Here is a 16718-nt window from a genome sequence, read left to right on the forward strand (position 1 = left end):
GTTACTCGGCCAGGCGCAGCTGCAGCATGGCCAGGAGCCGCTGCTGCGGCTGCGCCAGGTCGATGCCGGTGAGCTGCTCGGCGCGGCGGACCCGGTAGCGCAGGGTGTTCGGGTGGATGTGGAGGGCGTCCGCGGCCACCCGGACCTCGCCGAGCGCGTCCAGCCAGGCCAGCACCGACTCGGCGAGCCGGGTGCCGTGCCGCCGGTCGTACTCGGCGAGCGCCGACAGCCGCGGGTCGCGCAGCTCCGAGCGCTCCTGGAGCAGCGCCAGCACCTCGCTGACCAGGACCTCGGCCTGCACGTCGATCAGCGCGGCGACATCCGGCACGACCCCGCCGCGGCCCATCGCGTCGAGGATCCGGTCGGCCTGCGCCCGGGAGGACCGGACCTCGGCCAGGCCCTCGACGGTCGAGCCGATCGCCGCCCGCAGCGGCACGCCCAGGTGCTCGCGGGCCGCCTCCACCACCTCCTGCGCCCAGCTGCGCAGGGTGGCGATCGGCAGGCCGGGCGGCAGCTCGGGGAGCAGCACGTACACCCGGTTCTCGATCGGGGCGAGCAGCGCGCCGCGGTGCCGGGCGGCGGTGTGCACCGAGATCAGGCCGGTCACCTCGGCGCGGGTCAGTTCGAGGTCGGAACCGGCCTCGCCGGCGCCGGTGGTGTACGCCAGGACGGTGGCGGGGCGGCGCAGGTCCAGGCCGAGGTGGGTGGCCAGCGACTGCGGGCCGGTGGAGCCCTCCAGCAGGCCGGTGAGCAGCGTCCGGGTCAGCCGGACGTCCGCGGACAGCTCGCGGCGGCGCCGGATCAGCTGCGCCGCGGCCACCCGGGCGGCGCCGACCAGGGCCTGCTCGGCGAGCGGCGCGAACGGCTGCGAGCCCTCCTGCACCCAGATCGCACCGAGCGGCTGGGCGCCGGCCCGGATGCCGATCGCCAGCCGGCGGCGGATCCCCAGCTCGGGGTGGGCGTCGATCTCGATCACGCCGTCCGAGCTGCGCAGGTGCTGGAAGACGCCCCACTCGCGGAGCTTGGCCAGGTACGGCTCCGGGCCCTGCCAGCCGAGGATGGACTGCCGGCGCAGCTCGTCCACCTCGTCGGAGCCGGAGGAGCGGGAGTAGGCGAGGACCCGGCTGGAGGCGTCCTCGATGGAGACGATGCCGCCGGTGAGCACGGCGACGGTCTGGGTCAGCGAGAACAGGTCGCCCGCGTTGAAGTCCGGGGCGTCCGGGGTGTCCGGCCCGGCGATGATGGTGCGGGCCAGCAGGTCGAGGTGCTCCCAGCGGGTCTCGCGGCGGACCGAGAGCAGGGCCACGCCCGCCTCGGTGGCGGCCTCGCGCAGCGCGTCGGCCTGGCCGGGGGAGTCGAGCTTCACGGCGACGGCGGCGGCGCGGGCCTTCCCGGCGGCCCGCAGGGCGGGGAGCGCGGCGCGGCCGCGGGCGCCGATCGCGAGGACCAGCTCGCCGGGGGCGGCGGCCGGCGGGTCCTCCGGGTCGAGGATCGCCACGTCCCGGACCGGCACGTCCAGCCCGGCGGGGGCCGCCTGCAGCTCCACCAGCGGTTCGCCGAGCGACATCAGCAGCTGGCGCAGCGGGATGCCGGTGGCGGTCGGGGCGGCGCGCATCGGTCGGGTCACCTTCGTCCGGGCGGCTTCATCCGGGCGGACAAGTCCGTGGGGCCGAGTTTAGCCGGGCGGACAGCACCGGCCGCCGTGACCGCCCCGTGATCCCTTCGTCCGGGCCGACAACGGTATTCGGGGGACTTTGGCGGCGCGGCCAACAAGGCGGCCGGGTCCCGGGGAATAGCGTTTCTTCATGGCCGGCGTGCGACCCTCGCCGACCCCCATGACGAGAAGGAGAGCGTGCGCCATGGATGCTGTGACCCAGGTCCCCGCGCCGGTGAACGAGCCGGTCCACAGCTACGCCCCCGGCAGCCCGGAACGGGCCCGGCTGGAGGCGAAGCTGAAGGAGCTGGGCGGCCAGGAGCCGATCCAGCTGACCATGACGATCAACGGAGAGCGCCGGATGGGCGCCGGCTCCGAGATCCACGTCGTCCAGCCGCACAACCACGCGGCTCGACTCGGCACGCTGCGCAACGCCACCCAGGACGACGCGCGCGACGCCATCGACGCTGCCCTGGCCGCCGCCCCGGCCTGGCAGGCGCTCTCCTTCGACTCCCGCGCCGCGATCTTCCTGCGCGCCGCCGACCTGCTGGCCGGCCCCTGGCGCGAGACCCTGGCCGCCGCCACCATGCTCGGCCAGTCCAAGACCGCCCAGCAGGCCGAGATCGACACCCCCTGCGAGCTGGTCGACTTCCTGCGCTTCAACGTGCACTTCGCCCGGCAGATCATCGCCGAGCAGCCGATCTCCTCTGACGGCGTGTGGAACCGCAGCGACCACCGCCCGCTCGAGGGCTTCGTCTACGCGATCACCCCGTTCAACTTCACCGCCATCGCGGGCAACCTGCCCACCGCGCCCGCCCTGATGGGCAACGTGGTGATCTGGAAGCCGTCCCCCACCCAGCAGTACTCCGCGCACCTGCTGATGCAGCTGCTGGAGGCCGCCGGCCTGCCCAAGGGCGTCATCAACATGGTGACCGGCGACGGCCTGGCCGTCTCCGAGGTCGCCCTCAAGCACCCCGCGCTGGCCGGCATCCACTTCACCGGCTCCACCGCCACCTTCCAGCACCTGTGGCGCACCGTGGGCGAGAACATCGCCGGCTACCGCACCTACCCGCGGATCGTCGGCGAGACCGGCGGCAAGGACTTCCTGGTCGCCCACCCGACCGCCGACAAGGCCGTGCTGAAGACCGCGATGACCCGCGGCGCCTTCGAGTTCCAGGGCCAGAAGTGCTCGGCGCTCTCCCGCGCCTACGTCCCGGCCTCGCTCTGGGCCGAGCTGAAGGACGACTTCCGCGACGAGGTCGAGTGGCTCACCATGGGCGACGTCAGCGACCTGGCCAACTTCATGGGCGCCGTCATCGACGAGCGGTCCTTCGCCAAGAACAAGGCCGCGATCGACCGAGCCAAGGCCGACCCGAAGGTCGAGATCCTGGCCGGCGGCAGCTACGACGACTCGGTCGGCTACTTCGTCCGCCCGACCGTGCTGGTCTGCGAGGACCCGGCGAGCGAGTACTTCCGCGACGAGTACTTCGGCCCGATCCTCGCCGTGCACGTCTACCAGGACGAGAACTACGACGAGATGCTGGCGCAGATGGAGTCGGCCTCCTCGTACGGTCTGACCGGCTCGATCATCGCCCAGGACCGCGAGGCCGTGCAGCACGCCATGCACGTGCTGCGCAACGCCGCCGGCAACTTCTACATCAACGACAAGCCCACCGGCGCCGTCGTCGGCCAGCAGCCCTTCGGCGGCGGCCGCGCCTCCGGCACCAACGACAAGGCCGGCGCCAAGCAGAACCTGATGCGCTGGACCTCCACCCGCTCCATCAAGGAGACGTTCGTCCCGCCGACGGACTACCGCTACCCGCACATGGGCTGACGCCTCCTCACCGGGCGGCGGCGCACCACCCCCGCGCCGCCGCCCGTCTTCTCCCCCTGCTGAACCATCTCCAGGAGTCAAGATGCTCCGTTCCGCCCTCCTCGCCGCGTCGCGCTCCCCCAAGGCGCGCACCGTGATCGAGAAGTTCCCGCCGACCCACGCCATAGTCGACCGGTTCGTCGCCGGCGAGCGCCTCGAACAGGCCGTCGCCGCCACCGACGAGCTCGTCGCCACCGGCCGCAAGGTCACCCTGGACCACCTCGGCGAGGACACCAAGGACGCCGACCAGGCCGCCGACACCGCCCTGGCCTACGAGCACCTGCTCGCCGCCCTCAAGGACACCGGCCTCGCCGCCGGCGCCGAGGTCTCGGTCAAGCTCTCGGCCGTCGGCCAGTTCCTGCCGGTGGACGGCGAGAAGATCGCCCTGGAGAACGCCCGCCGGATCTGCGCCGCCGCCGCGGACGCCGGCACCACGGTCACCCTCGACATGGAGGACCACACCACCACCGACTCCACCCTGTCGATCGCCCGCGAGCTGCGCGCCGACTACCCGTGGCTCGGCGTCGTGCTCCAGGCCTACCTGCGCCGCACCGAGGCCGACTGCAAGGACTTCGCGTCCGAGGGCTCCCGGGTACGGATCTGCAAGGGCGCCTACAAGGAGCCCGAGTCGGTTGCCTTCCAGGGCAAGAAGGACGTCGACCTGGCGTACGTGCGGGCCCTCAAGGTCCTGATGGCCGGCCAGGGCTACCCGATGGTCGCCTCGCACGACCCCAACATGATCAAGATCGCCGGCCAGCTGGCCGACTGGAACAAGCGCGACGCCGGCTCCTTCGAGTACCAGATGCTCTACGGCATCCGGCCCGAGGAGCAGCTGCGCCTGGCGGAGGCCGGCAACACCATGCGGGTCTACCTGCCGTACGGGCAGGAGTGGTACGGCTACTTCATGCGCCGCCTGGCCGAGCGCCCGGCCAACCTGACCTTCTTCCTGCGCGCGATGGCCACCCGCGGCTGAGTCCGCCCTGGAGCCCACCCTGGCAGGGGTGCACCGAGGCCGCCGGCCCGTCCCACAGGACGGCCGGCGGCCTTCGCACGTCGGCTCAGGATTTCGGGCCGGAGCGGACCAGCCGGATGTCGTACTCCTCCGTCGTCACACCGCAGGAGGCGTGACCGTCGCGGGCCATGGTGACGAACTCGGGTTGCCGTGGTCCGTCGGTCAGGTTCGCGGCCGGTCGCGCGCCGTCGTTCCAGCGGACGAGGGCCCAGCCGAGGCCGCCCGTGCCGCGGCCGCCGATGTGGATTACGCCTCGCGGACCTTGTCCTCGTTCAGGAAGATTTCCGATCGTCGTCAGAGCATGGCGGCGGCGGGCTTGACCATGGCACGGGCGGTCTTGGCGTCGACGTACTCGCCGAGGGCGGTCATCACCCACTCGCCGGAGAACTGGCGGACCAGCTTGCACATCGCGACCCCGGTGCGCGGCTCGGCGTGGGTGAGGTCGAAGCGGACCAGCTCGTCGTTGGTGGAGGCGTCGAGCAGCCGGCAGTAGGCGTTGGTGACGTCGGTGAACTTCTGCCCGGAGAAGGAGTTGACGACGAAGACCAGGCCGCAGACCTCGGGCGGGATGCCGTCCAGGTGGACGGTGATCGACTCGTCGTCGCCCGCGCCGGCGCCGGTCAGGTTGTCGCCGGAGTGGGCGATCGCGCCGTTGAAGATGGACAGCTTCATGAACCAGGCGGTGTCGACCTTCTTGCGCTGGGCGTCGAAGGCGATCACCGAGGCGTCCAGGTCGACGTTGCGGCCGCGCGCGGCCGGCTCCCAGCCGAGGCCCATCCGGACCGCGGCGAGGAACGGCTTGCCGGCCTTCTCCAGTGAGACCGAGCCGCCCTTGACCAGGTTGACCCGGCCCTTGTCGAGGGTGATCTTGCCGCTGGACGGTGCCGCGGACGGCATCGGCGGCGGGGTCGGGGCGCCGGTGACCGGGGCCGCGACGGGGGCGGCCGGGGCGGCGGGCGCCGGGGAGTCGTCGACGTTGACGCCGAAGTCGGTGGCGATGCCGGCCAGGCCGTCGGCGTAGCCCTGGCCCACCGCGCGGACCTTCCACTCGCTGCCGCGCCGGTACACCTCGACCACCACCAGGGCGGTCTCCCGGCTGAGTCGCGGCGGGGTGAAGGTGATCAGCACCTGGCCGCTGTCCGCGTCGCGGACGGTGGCGGTGGGCTCGGTGCCGGCGAAGGTCGCGCCGGCGTCGTCCAGGCTCGCCGTCACCACGATCTTGCTGATCTCGGCGGGCACCGCGGTGGTGTCCACGGTGATCGCGTCGGGCGTCGCGCCGCCACCGGGACGGTGCGTGACGCCGGGGCCGGTGGGCTCGTTGAAGAAGACGAAGTCGGCGTCCGAGCGGACCTTGCCCGCCTCCGTCAGCAGCAGCCCGGAGACGTCCAGCTGCTTGGGCGCGGTCACCTCGACCGTCACCCGGGACGCCGAAAGCGGCGCGTTGCCGCCCTGGGTCAGGACCGTCGTCACGTGCTCCTCCTCGACCGGTACACGCTGTCGGACGCGCCCGGCGCGCCCCTGGTTGCACACTAGCCCGCCGCACGCCCTGACGGCATGTGACCTGACGGTACGCCGCGAGCGGAAAGACCTTGCCACTGCCCGGGGCCCGGGTGAGCATGCAGGCATGCCAGCTCTGCAACGTACCGAAGCGATCCTTCGTGCCAGCCTGCTCGACGTCCGCTCCTACACGATCGACCTGGACGTCACCCGGGGCCCCGACGTGTTCGGCTCCACCACCGTGATCAGGTTCGGCTGCGCCGAGCCGGGCAGCGACAGCTTCGTCGACCTGGAACCGGTCGAGCTGCGCCGGGCCGTGCTCAACGGCCGGCCGCTGGACCCCGCCGACCTGGACGGCAACCGGCTCGCCCTGCCCGGCCTGGCGGCGGAGAACGAGCTGCTGGTCGAGGCGGACATGCGCTACTCGCGCACCGCCGAGGGCCTGCACCGCTACACCGACCCGGCGGACGGCGAGGTCTACCTGTACGCGAGCTGCGCGCCGGACCTGGCGCCCAAGGTGTTCGCCTGCTTCGACCAGCCGGACCTGAAGGCGCCGATCCGACTGGGCGTGACGCTCCCGCAGGGCTGGAAGGCGTTCGCCAACGGCGCCCCGGCCGGGCCCGGGGAGGAGGGCCGGCGGGAGTTCGCCGAGACGAAGCCGATCTCCACGTACCTCTTCACCGTCGTCGCGGGCCCGCTGCACTCGGTGGCCGGCGAGCACGACGGCATCCCGCTGGGCCTGCACGCGCGCCGCTCGCTCGCGGCCGAGCTGGAGCGGGAGGCCGACGAGCTCTTCGAGGTGACCCGGGCGTCCTTCGACCGGCTGCACGAGCTGTTCGAGGAGCGCTACCCGTTCGGCGAGTACCACCAGGCCTTCATGCCCGAGTTCAACTGGGGCGCGATGGAGAACCCCGGCTGCGTGGTCTTCCGCGACGAGATGCTCTTCCGGTCGACGCCGACGGACGCCGACCGCGAGTCCCGCGCGATGGTGATCTGCCACGAGATGGCGCACATGTGGTTCGGCGACCTGGTCACCATGAAGTGGTGGGACGACCTGTGGCTGAACGAGTCGTTCGCCGAGATGCTCGGCTACCGGGTGGCCGCCGAGTCGACCCGGTTCACCCTCGCGTGGGTCGGCTTCGCGGCCCGCCGCAAGGCCTGGGGGTACGACGCCGACCAGCGCGGCTCCACCCACCCGGTGGCCGGCAACGGCACCCGCAGCGTCGCCGAGGCGGTCGTCAACTTCGACGGGATCTCGTACGCCAAGGGCGCCTCGGTGCTGCGGCAGCTGGTGGCCTGGCTGGGCGACGAGGCGTTCTTCGCCGGCATCAACGCGTACTTCGCCCGGCACCGGTACGGGAACGCCGAGCTGGCCGACTTCCTCGCGGCGCTCGGCGAGGCCAGCGGGAAGGACGTCCACGGGTGGGCGGAGCAGTGGCTGCGCACCAGCGGCGTCGACACCCTGCGGGTCGAGGTCGAGCGGGACGGCGCGAAGGTCCGGTCGGTCGCGGTGGTGAACGAGGGCAGCCGGCCGCACCTGGTCGGGGTCGGCGGGTACGCCATGGTCGAGCCGTACCTGCGGGCCTGGCCCGGCGCGCCGGCCGTGGAGGTGCCCGCCGGCGGACGGGTGCTCGTCCCCGCGCTGGTCGAGGACCAGCCGGAGCTGGTCGTCCCCAACCACGGCGACCTGACCTGGGCGAAGATCCGGCTGGACGAGGCCTCGTGGCAGGTCGTCACCGAGTCGCTGGCCCAGGTGGAGGACGGGCTGACCCGGGCCCTGCTCTGGGACCACGCCCGGGACCTGGTCCGGGACGGCGAGCTCGCCCCCGCCGAGTACCTGCGCCTGGTGGAGCGGCACCTGGGCGGGGAGACCGTCGTGTCGACCGTGGAGGCGGTGCTCGCCTTCGCGGTGAACGACGTGGCGGGCCGCTACCTGGCGCCGGAGCGGCGGGCCGCCGGGCTCGCGGTGGTGGCCGGGGCGGCCCGGTCGCTGCTGTTCGGCGCGGACGTCACGCCGAACCTGCGCCAGGCCGCGCTGCGCGGGGCCCTGGAGAGCTCGGTCGGCGAGGCCGAACTCGCCGAACTGCAGGCCTGGTTGGCCGGAGACGGACTGCCGGGAGGGGTCTCGCTGAGCCCCGAGCTGCGCTGGGTGGCGCTGGCCCGGCTGGCCGCGCGGGGCCGGGCCGGCGAGCCGGAGTTCGGCGCCGAGCTGGCCCGCGACCCCGGCACGGAGGCGGAGGTCGGCGCGGCGAGGGCCCGGGCCGCCCGGCCGGAGCCGGACGCGAAGGCGCGGGCCTGGCAGGCGATGTTCACCGACGGGGAGCTGTCCAACCACCTGATCCGGGCGACCGCCGAGGGCTTCTGGCGCTCGGGCGCGGAGGAGCAGCAGCAGGAGTACGTCCGGCGGTACTTCGCCGAGCTGCTCGGCGCGGCCCGGCGCGGCGACGCGGTGGTGCGGATGCTCGGGCACTTCCTGTTCCCGCGCGGGTACGCGACCGCGGAGACGGTGCGGCTGGCCGAGGAGTGCCTGCGGGCCGACGGGCTGACGCCGGCGCTGCGCCGGGTGATCGGCGACGAACTGGACGACCTGCGGCGCGCGCAGCGGGTCAGGGAGGCCTGACCGGGGCCTGCGGGCCGGCCGGGGGGTCGCCCCGGCCGGTCAGGGAGGGACGCCCTAGAGGAACGCCCCCCGCGCGGTGACCGCGTGCGGGGTGGTGAGGGCGAAGGCGGAGGCCGTCCAGGTCTCGGCCGGGGCGGTCGGGTCCGGGGCCGGGACGGCGCCGGTGATCGAGAAGGTGTGGGTGCCGGCCGGCAGCGCGGTGTCCGGGGGGACGGTGAAGCGGTAGACCAGGGTGTCGCGGTCGAGGGCGACGGTGACCACCGCGCCGGGCAGGTCGGTGGCCGGGGTGGTGCCGGGCAGGGCGTCCGGGCGGCGGAGCCGGAACTCGACCTGCAGGGCGGCCAGCGGCTCGTTGACGGTCAGCCGCAGGGTGTGCCGGGTGCCGGAGCGGCCCAGGAACTCCAGGCCGGCGCGGCCGGACATGGCCGGGGCGGCGGACCCGGAGGCGATCGGCTGCGGGACGGCCGGCGGAGACGGCGGCACGGACGCCGACGGCGGAGCGCCGGTCGGGGAGCCGCTCGGGCTGGTGGACGGCGCGGCCAGGGTCGGCGGGACGCCGCCGCCGGCCGCGAGCGGCGTGCCGGAGGCCCGCACCGGGTGGACGGCCGGGTGGGACGGCGTGGGCGTGGCGGTCGGCCGGAGCGAGGGCGTGGCGGTGCCGCTGCCGGAGACGGCGGAGCGGTCCGGCTCGGCGGGGGCGGACGGGGTGGCGGTGGTGTCGGCGTCCGCGCTGGGCACCGGCGGGCTGGCACCGACCGAGACGCCCGGACGCCGGCCGACCTGCTGCTGCTCGTTGAGCAGCCAGGTGGTGACCAGGCTGATCCCGACCACGGTGGACATCGCCATGGCCGCGCCGGAGAAGCGCAGGGTCGGCAGCCGCAACCGGCCGCCGAACGGCTTGGGCCGGCCGTGCCGTCCGTTCCGTGCGGCGCCGTGGACCGCCGCGGAGTGCTCGCGGAGCGCCACCCGGCTCCCCTTCCTGACAGTGTTCGAAGGAGACTACCAGCGGCGTGCGGACGGACCGCCAGACCCGGGACGAAACGGGTGTGTGAATTCGAGTGCGGTCAGCGGTACGGAAGTTGAGGAGATGTCCGGCCGTCCGGAGGGTTGCAACCCCCTGCAACCCTTGCCGCTTTCCGAACGGTGGCGCACGCTGATCCGGTACCCAGCCGCCTCGGAGAGATCGTCATGCCGTGCGACCCGCTGTCCGCCTCGCCAGACCAGCCTCTCGCCGCCACCCCCACGGGCGGCGAACAGAGCCGGCGCACCGCACCCCCGGCGGTGGTCGAGGAGGTCCTGACGCTGCGGATCGCACTGGAGCAGGACCTGGTGGGAGAGGTGCGCACCCGCTTCCGGTACGACGCCTGCCGTCCGTACGAGGTGCGACTGACCTTCCACCTGGGCCGTCCCGACGAGGCGGACTGGGTCTTCTCACGTGAACTGCTGCGGGACGGGCTGGACTCGCTGAGCGGCCAGGGCGACATCAAGCTGTGGCCCGCGTACTGCCCCTGCCACGGCTCCACGCTGCACATCGCGCTGGAGTCGCCGCACGGCAGCGCGCTGCTGGAGGTGTCGAAGCCGCAGGTGCGGGCGTGGCTGAAGCAGACCTACGCGTGCGTCTCGGAGGACGAGGAGTCGGCCCTGCTGCCGACCGACGCCGAGCTCGCGGCGCTGCTGGACGGCGCCTGAGCCGCTCGGCTACCGGCCGTCGGGCAGGCGGTGGGTGCCGGCGGCCAGGGCGGTGCGCAGGTCGCGGATCGCGGGCGCGGTGGAGCCGGGCAGCAGGTCGAAGGGTTCGGCGGGCCCGGCCACGGTGACCTCGGCGGCGGCCGCGAACCGGTAGGGCCGGTGGTCGAGCAGCCCGCCCAGCCGTCGGCGCAGCCGGGAGAGTTCGGCGCGCACGGTGACGGTGCGCGCCGGGTCGGCGAACAGCGCCTCGGCGAGCCGGGCGGCGGAGAGGCCGTCGCGGTGCACGGCGAGCAGCAGCAGGAGCTCCGCGTGGCGCGGGCTCGGCAGGTACGACCAGTCGCCGGCGGCGCCGGTGACGTGCAGCTCCGGCCGGTCCGGGCGGCTGAGGTCGAGCCGGATCCGGGCGCCCTCGGTCTGCTCGGCGACCTCGGCGGCGGGGCCGCCGGTGGGCCGGATCAGCCAGCCGTCGGCGAGCGGTTCGATCACGCACTCGCCGATCTCGGGCAGCCACCGGGTGCCGCCGGGGCCGATCGCCGGCGGCCCGGTCGGCAGGGCGAGCCGGGGGACGGTGGGCAGGCCGACCGCGGCGGCGGTCCAGCCCGCGCCGTCGACCACCAGCGCGGGCCCGTCGAAGCGGGCCAGCAGCGGACCGGCGACGGTCCGCAGCCGGTGCAGCGACTCCAGGTGCCGGGCGCGCAGTTCGGCCTCGGCCAGCCGGCCGGCGGCCAGGGTCAGCTGGCGCAGGTACGGGGCGCCGTTGTGGGCGGGGCCGCTGAGGTTGACCACGCCGGCCAGCCGGCCGGTGCGCGGGTCGCGGATCGGGGCGGCGATGCACGTCCAGGAGTGGTGGCTGCGCAGGTAGTGCTCGGCCGAGTGGACCCGGGCCGGGCGGGCGGTGCGCACCGCCATCCCGATGCCGTTGGTGCCGACCTCGTCCTCGATCCAGCGGGCGCCCTCCTCGAACCCGATCTGGTCGGCGTCGCGCAGCAGCGGCCGGTCGCCGTCCAGCCAGAGCACGTGGCCGCGCGGACCGGCGATGGCCAGCACCAGCGGGGTGCCGTCGCCGGCCAGCAGGGTGGAGCGGAGCATCGGCAGGACCTCGTCCAGGCTGTTCTCGCGGCGCATGTGCTCCAGCTCGGCGGGCCCCACCCGGCGGACGTTGCGGCCGAGTTCGGGGTCGAGGCCGATCCGGCGCAGCCGTTCCCAGGAGTCGCCGATCTCGGGGCGCAGGTCGTCCGGGGCGGCGTCGCCGCCCATCGCGCGTTCGTGCACCCTGGCCAGGGCGTTGCCGGAGAGCGGGCGCAGCCGCCTCGGCGCCGGCCGTGAGCTCCGCTGCAATTCCACCCCTCCGTCCGAGCGTTCCGCCGCCGCTGGCTGACAGGGTACGGCCAGTTGCCGCGGGTGCGGTGCGGGACGGAAAGAAGTCGAACCGGGGTGCGGATCCGAGGCACACTGGACGGTTTTGCGCTGGTCAACCGTGCTCGCCCGGTGACCTGGTGCGGCGTGCGCCCCGGGGGCCTCTTGTGCGCGTCGGCGGCGGGGGAGAGCATGTGAGCCTGGCCGCCACGCACGTGCACTGCGGAAGGAAGCCCCATGCCGTACCGCCTCGACGTCACCCAGGGCGACTGGCCCGCGGAGGAGCTCGCGAAGGGGGTCGAGGGCATCCTGTCGGAGAGCATGGTGCTGACCCTCGCCACCGCAGGACCCGAGCGCGGCCCGCACGCCAACCTGGCCTTCTTCGCGTACGACACCGACCTGGTGCTGTACTTCGTCAGCGAGCGCTCCACCCGGCACAGCCTCAACCTCGCCGAGGAGGCGCGGGCCGCCGCGACCGTCTTCCTGCCGCCGCCGGTCTTCGGCGAGCAGCTGCGCGGCATCCAGCTGACCGGTGGTGCGGGCGAGGCGTGGGGACGGCAGGCGGAGGCGGCGCTGGAGGCCTATCAGAGCCGGTACCCGGGCTTCGCGCAGGATCCGGAGGTCCGCGAGCAGTTCCTGGCCGGCGGCGGCGCGGCCGCGCTGTACCGCTTCCAGGTGGAGGAGCTCACGGCGGTGGACGAGCCGCAGTTCGGGCGGCGCAACTACCTGCGGGCCCAGGTGCTGAGATGACCGCCAGGGTGGCCATGTTGGCTGTACAACTTTGCGGGTGATTCACTTCCCGGCCGCTGGTTGGACGACCTGCGGACACCTGGCGGCCGGAGGCTGTCCGCATGAACCCTGTTGATGTGAAGCTGGTCGTCCTGGACATGGCCGGGACCACGGTCGCCGACGACGGACTGGTCGAGCGCGCCTTCGACGCGGCCGCCGGCGCCCTCGGCGTCGAGCCCGGCACCCCCGAGCACGCCCGTATGGCCGAGCACGTCCGCGCCACCATGGGCGAGTCCAAGATCTCCGTCTTCCGGCACCTCTTCGGCGAGGAGGAGAAGGCCCAGCAGGCCAACCTCGCCTTCGAGGCCGCCTACCACGAGCTGGTCGACGGCGGCCTGTGCGCCGCCCTGCCGGGTGCCGCCGAGGCCATCGAGCGGCTGCGCACCGCCGGCTGCAAGACCGTCCTGACCACCGGGTTCTCCCGCTCCACCCAGGACCGCATCCTCACCGCCCTCGACTGGCACGGCATCGCCGACCTCACCCTCTGCCCCGCCGAGGCCGGCCGCGGCCGCCCCTACCCCGACCTCGCCCTCACCGCGCTGCTGCGCACCGGCACCGACTCCGTCCACGAGATGGCCGTCGTCGGCGACACCGGCTACGACATGCTCACCGGCACCCGGGCGGGCGCCGCGGTGGTGGCCGGCGTGCTCACCGGCGCCCACCGCGAGGAGCGGCTGCGGGCCGACGGCGCCACCCACGTGCTCGGTTCGATCGCCGAGCTGCCCGGGCTGCTGCTCGGCTGACGCCGCGTCCGACGGGGCCGACCCGCCCGCGCCCACTCGGGTGCGCGGGCGGGTCGTGCCGTTCCCGGAGGCAGGTGTGCGACCTACGCTGGGGGTCGGGGTCGGGGTCGGCACGGCGGAAGGGGAATCGGTGTCCTCGCGGTGGGTGGTGGCCTGTCTGGTCCCGTTGCTGCTGGTGGGCTGCTCGTCGGGCTCCGGAGGGTCGGGCACGCCGTCGACCCCCGAGCCGGCGTCGCCGTCGCCCTCCCCGACGCCGACCCCGTCCCCGACTCCGACGCAGGAGCCCTCGCCGACGCCCGCGCCGACGCCCTCGCCCACCCCGAGCCCGACGGTCGCGGCCGAGGAGCTGGCCGGGCGGCGGGTGGTGTACTCGTACCCCGGGACGGTGCCGCCGGACGCGCTGCTCGCGCGGATCCGGCAGGGCCGGGTCGCCGGGGTCATCTTCTTCACCGAGAACGTCGGCGACCCGGACGCCTTCCGGGCCGCGGTGGAGCGGCTGCGGCAGGCGCAGCGGGAGAGCCCGGTGCAGCGGCCGCTGCTGCTGATGACCGATCAGGAGGGCGGGAAGGTCCGGCGGCTGCCCGGCGCGCCCGAGAAGTCGGCGAAGGAGGTGGCCGGTTCGGCGCGCCCGACCGCGGAGGCGGCGGCGACCGGCGAGGCGGCCGGCCGGAACCTCGCCTCGTACGGGCTGAACGTCAACCTGGCGCCCGTGCTCGACGTCTACACGCAGGCCGGCGACTTCTCCGACGCGCTCGGACGCTCCTACAGCAGCAACCCCACGGTGGTCGGGCGGCTGGGGGCCGCCTTCATCAAGGCGCAGCAGGGCGTGGGCGTGGCGGCGACCGCCAAGCACTTCCCCGGGCTCGGGACGGCGCCCGCCGGGGCGAACACCGACGAGGGGCCGGTGGTGCTGACCGCCGGGACGGCCCGGCTGCGGGGCGTCGACGAGGTGCCGTACCGGGCGGCGATCGCGGCCGGGGTGAAGCTGGTGATGCTCTCCTGGGCCGTCTACCCCGCGCTGGACGGCAGCCGGCCGGCCGGGATGTCGCCGACGGTCGTCCAAGGCGAGCTGCGCGGGCGGGTCGGGTACACCGGGGTGACCGTCAGCGACGCGCTGGAGGCGCAGGCGCTGAACGCGTACGGCACCACCGGCGCCCGGGCGGCCGGCGCGGCGGGGGCGGGCGTGGACCTGCTGCTCTGCTCGGCGAGGAGCGTGCAGCAGGGCGACGAGGCCGCCGCCGCGCTGGCCGCCGGGCTGCGCGACGGCACCCTGGAGCGGGCGCAGTTCGAGGCGGCGGTGGGCCGGGTCGACGCGCTGCGGGCCGGGCTGGGCTGACCGGCCGGGCCGGCCGGCGGCTCAGTGGCTGGAGCGCAGGTTGATCAGGACGACCCCGACGATGACGACGGCGATGCCGAGCCACTGGAGGCGGCCGAGCGTCTCGCCGAAGAGGGTGGCGCCGATCGCGGCGACGGCGGCGGTGCCGACCCCCGACCAGACGGCGTACGCGACCGACACGGGGATGTGCTTGAGGGCGCGGCCGAGCAGCAGGAAGGAGAGCACGTAGCCGAGGGCCACGCCGAGGCTGGGCCACAGGCGGGAGAAGCCGTCGGTGAGCTTGAGCATGCTGGTGGCGCAGACCTCGGCGGCGATGGCGAGGGCGAGCAGGACGTACGGCATCAGGCGACGAGCCGGGCGAGCAGTGGCAGGTCGGCGTGTTCGAGGCTGTCGAGCAGGGTGACGCGGTCGGTCGCGGGGATCGGCACGGTCGACGGGACGGCGAGCACGGCGCAGCCGGCGGCGTGCGCGGAGGCGACACCGGTCGGGGTGTCCTCGACGGCGACGCAGGTGGCGGGGTCGAGGCCGAGGCGGGCGGCGGCGGCGAGGTACGGGGCCGGGTCGGGCTTGGTGGCCGGGGTGTCCTCGGCGGCGAGCGTGGTGGTGAACCAGTGGGTGCCGAGGGTGTCCAGGACCAGGTCGACCACCCGGCGCGGGGACGCGGAGACCAGCGCGGTGGGCACGGCGGCGTCGCGCAGCTCGGTGAGCAGGGCGAGGGCGCCGGGGCGCGGGACGACGTCGGCGGCGACCTTGGCGGTGAAGGAGTCGTTCAGGCGGTCGACCAGTTCGGCCTCGGGGCGGCTGGTGTTGCTGGTGCGGTGCAGGTGGGCGGCGGTGTGCTCGACGGCGCGGCCCAGCACCTCGGGGAGGTCGGCGTCGGTCAGGGTGAGGTCGAGCTCGGCGGCGAGCTCGGCGGCCGCCTGCCACCAGAGGTGCTCGGTGTCGACGAGGGTGCCGTCCATGTCGAACAGGACGGCGGCGGGGATGGTTTCAGGCATGGCGGTACCTTACGAGCGAAGAGAAGGTGAACGGAGAGGGGCCCGGAGCTGCCGGTGGCAGAGCTCCGGGCCCCCGGGGGGCTAGCGCCGGTCGACCAGGACCGGGCGGTCGGGCAGGCCGAGCTCGGCGGTGGAGCCGAGCGGGAGGGCGCCGGCGGTCTCGGTGGGCAGGTCGGCCTTGATCTCGGTGCCGTCGGCGAGCCGGACGGTGAGCCGGGTGACCGCACCGAGGAAGGACGCGGCGACCACCTGCGCGGGGCCGTGCGCCGAGGGCGTGAGGAGCACGTTCTCGGGGCGGACCAGGACGTGCAGCCCGCCGTCGGCGGGCAGCGTGCCGTCGACCGGGTGGCGGCGGCCGAGGACGGTGACCGCGTGGCCGTCGGCACGCTCGCACGGGATCCGGCTCATGGTGCCGACGAACTCGGCCACGAACGCGGTGGCGGGCCGGGCGTACAGCTCGTTCGGCGAGGCGCACTGCTCCAGGCGGCCGCCCCGCAGGACGGCGACCCGGTCGGCCATCGACAGCGCCTCCTCCTGGTCGTGCGTGACGAACAGGGTGGTGATCCCCAACTCCTGCTGGAGCCGCCGGATCTCCTCGCGCAGGTTGAGCCGGACCTTGGCGTCCAGCGCGGACAGCGGCTCGTCCAGCAGCAGCACCCGCGGCTGCAGGGCGAGCGCGCGGGCGAGCGCGATGCGCTGCTGCTGGCCGCCGGACATCTGGTGCGGGTAGTGCTCGGCGCGCTGCGGCAGGCCGACCAGCTCCAGCAGCTCCTGGGCGCGCCGGCGGCGCTCGGCCTTGCCGGTGCCGCGCATCCGCAGGCCGAACGCGACGTTGTCGATCGCGGTGAGGTGCGGGAAGAGGCTGTAGGACTGGAAGACCATGCCGGCGTCGCGCTTGTGCGCGGGGATCTTCGTGACGTCCTCGCCGTCGACCAGGACCTGGCCGGAGTCGTGCGACTCGAAGCCGGCCAGGATCCGCAGCGCGGTGGTCTTGCCGCAGCCGGACGGGCCGAGCAGGGCGAGCAGTTCGCCCGGGTTGACGGTCAGGTCCAGGCCGTCCAGCGCGGTGGTGGCGCCGAAGGTGCGGCGCAGGGCGCGGAACTCGACGGTGGCGCTGGTCGCGGTCTTCGCGAGGGTGGCGGTGCTCATGG

The 16718-nt window shown here is 74.4% G+C and carries 14 protein-coding genes; 7 read left to right on the plus strand and 7 right to left on the minus strand.

Annotated elements, in window-relative coordinates; all coding sequences use genetic code 11:
- Position 1: 1 nt before the first annotated feature.
- On the minus strand, positions 2 to 1615 hold the full coding sequence (locus ACGFX4_RS21800; protein WP_393076860.1) for a PucR family transcriptional regulator: 1614 nt from the start codon (positions 1613 to 1615) through the stop codon (positions 2 to 4).
- Positions 1616 to 1859: 244 nt separating this feature from the next.
- On the opposite strand from ACGFX4_RS21800, the gene pruA reads away from it, so the two are divergent.
- Positions 1860 to 3488, plus strand: coding sequence for an L-glutamate gamma-semialdehyde dehydrogenase (pruA, locus tag ACGFX4_RS21805; RefSeq protein WP_393076863.1), 1629 nt, complete (start codon positions 1860 to 1862; stop codon positions 3486 to 3488).
- Between the two features lie 82 nt (positions 3489 to 3570).
- Positions 3571 to 4500 (plus strand): proline dehydrogenase family protein, encoded by a 930-nt coding sequence (locus ACGFX4_RS21810; RefSeq protein WP_393076865.1) that lies wholly within the window; start codon positions 3571 to 3573, stop codon positions 4498 to 4500.
- Positions 4501 to 4833: 333 nt separating this feature from the next.
- Here ACGFX4_RS21810 and ACGFX4_RS21815 read toward each other — a convergent pair whose 3' ends face one another.
- The gene (locus ACGFX4_RS21815) at positions 4834 to 5997 is read right to left on the minus strand and encodes a TerD family protein (RefSeq protein ID WP_393077128.1); all 1164 of its coding nucleotides are present in this window, start codon (positions 5995 to 5997) and stop codon (positions 4834 to 4836) included.
- Positions 5998 to 6163: 166 nt separating this feature from the next.
- Between ACGFX4_RS21815 and pepN the strand changes: the two genes are divergently transcribed.
- Positions 6164 to 8656 carry an aminopeptidase N gene (pepN, locus tag ACGFX4_RS21820; protein WP_393076868.1) on the plus strand — a complete coding sequence of 831 codons (2493 nt, stop codon included), beginning with the start codon at positions 6164 to 6166 and terminating at the stop codon, positions 8654 to 8656.
- A gap of 54 nt (positions 8657 to 8710) precedes the next feature.
- On the opposite strand, the gene ACGFX4_RS21825 is transcribed toward pepN, so the two are convergent.
- Positions 8711 to 9622 (minus strand): hypothetical protein, encoded by a 912-nt coding sequence (locus ACGFX4_RS21825; protein ID WP_393076870.1) that lies wholly within the window; start codon positions 9620 to 9622, stop codon positions 8711 to 8713.
- 222 nt (positions 9623 to 9844) lie between these two features.
- Here ACGFX4_RS21825 and ACGFX4_RS21830 point away from each other — a divergent pair, with 222 nt between their 5' ends.
- Positions 9845 to 10345 (plus strand): SsgA family sporulation/cell division regulator, encoded by a 501-nt coding sequence (locus tag ACGFX4_RS21830; RefSeq protein WP_393076873.1) that lies wholly within the window; start codon positions 9845 to 9847, stop codon positions 10343 to 10345.
- A gap of 9 nt (positions 10346 to 10354) precedes the next feature.
- Here the strand turns inward: ACGFX4_RS21830 and ACGFX4_RS21835 are convergent, their stop codons facing one another.
- Complete coding sequence (locus ACGFX4_RS21835) at positions 10355 to 11689, minus strand: GAF domain-containing protein (protein WP_393076876.1); 1335 nt, start codon at positions 11687 to 11689, stop codon at positions 10355 to 10357.
- 249 nt (positions 11690 to 11938) lie between these two features.
- Here ACGFX4_RS21835 and ACGFX4_RS21840 point away from each other — a divergent pair, with 249 nt between their 5' ends.
- The 3 genes from ACGFX4_RS21840 (at position 11939) to ACGFX4_RS21850 (ending at position 14569) form a co-directional block, all read left to right on the plus strand.
- A complete protein-coding gene (locus ACGFX4_RS21840) occupies positions 11939 to 12451 on the plus strand; it encodes a pyridoxamine 5'-phosphate oxidase family protein (protein WP_393076878.1) in 513 nt (170 codons plus the stop codon).
- A 101-nt stretch (positions 12452 to 12552) separates the two neighbouring features.
- Entirely contained in the window at positions 12553 to 13233 is a 681-nt protein-coding gene (locus tag ACGFX4_RS21845) for a phosphonatase-like hydrolase (protein WP_393076881.1), read from the plus strand.
- A 130-nt stretch (positions 13234 to 13363) separates the two neighbouring features.
- A complete protein-coding gene (locus ACGFX4_RS21850) occupies positions 13364 to 14569 on the plus strand; it encodes a glycoside hydrolase family 3 N-terminal domain-containing protein (RefSeq protein WP_393076884.1) in 1206 nt (401 codons plus the stop codon).
- A gap of 21 nt (positions 14570 to 14590) precedes the next feature.
- On the opposite strand, the gene ACGFX4_RS21855 is transcribed toward ACGFX4_RS21850, so the two are convergent.
- The 3 genes from ACGFX4_RS21855 to ACGFX4_RS21865 all read right to left on the minus strand — a co-directional run bounded on the left by ACGFX4_RS21855 (position 14591) and on the right by ACGFX4_RS21865 (position 16716).
- On the minus strand, positions 14591 to 14911 hold the full coding sequence (locus ACGFX4_RS21855; RefSeq protein WP_393076887.1) for a DMT family transporter: 321 nt from the start codon (positions 14909 to 14911) through the stop codon (positions 14591 to 14593).
- Positions 14911 to 15567 (minus strand): HAD family hydrolase, encoded by a 657-nt coding sequence (locus tag ACGFX4_RS21860; RefSeq protein ID WP_393076889.1) that lies wholly within the window; start codon positions 15565 to 15567, stop codon positions 14911 to 14913. The genes ACGFX4_RS21855 and ACGFX4_RS21860 overlap by 1 nt, the downstream gene beginning before the upstream one ends.
- Positions 15568 to 15648: 81 nt before the next feature.
- Positions 15649 to 16716 (minus strand): ABC transporter ATP-binding protein, encoded by a 1068-nt coding sequence (locus tag ACGFX4_RS21865; RefSeq protein WP_393076892.1) that lies wholly within the window; start codon positions 16714 to 16716, stop codon positions 15649 to 15651.
- Between the last annotated feature and the right edge of the window lie 2 nt (positions 16717 to 16718).

The organism is Kitasatospora sp. NPDC048365 (assembly GCF_043200835.1).
GTDB classification, from domain to species: domain Bacteria; phylum Actinomycetota; class Actinomycetes; order Streptomycetales; family Streptomycetaceae; genus Kitasatospora; species Kitasatospora terrestris.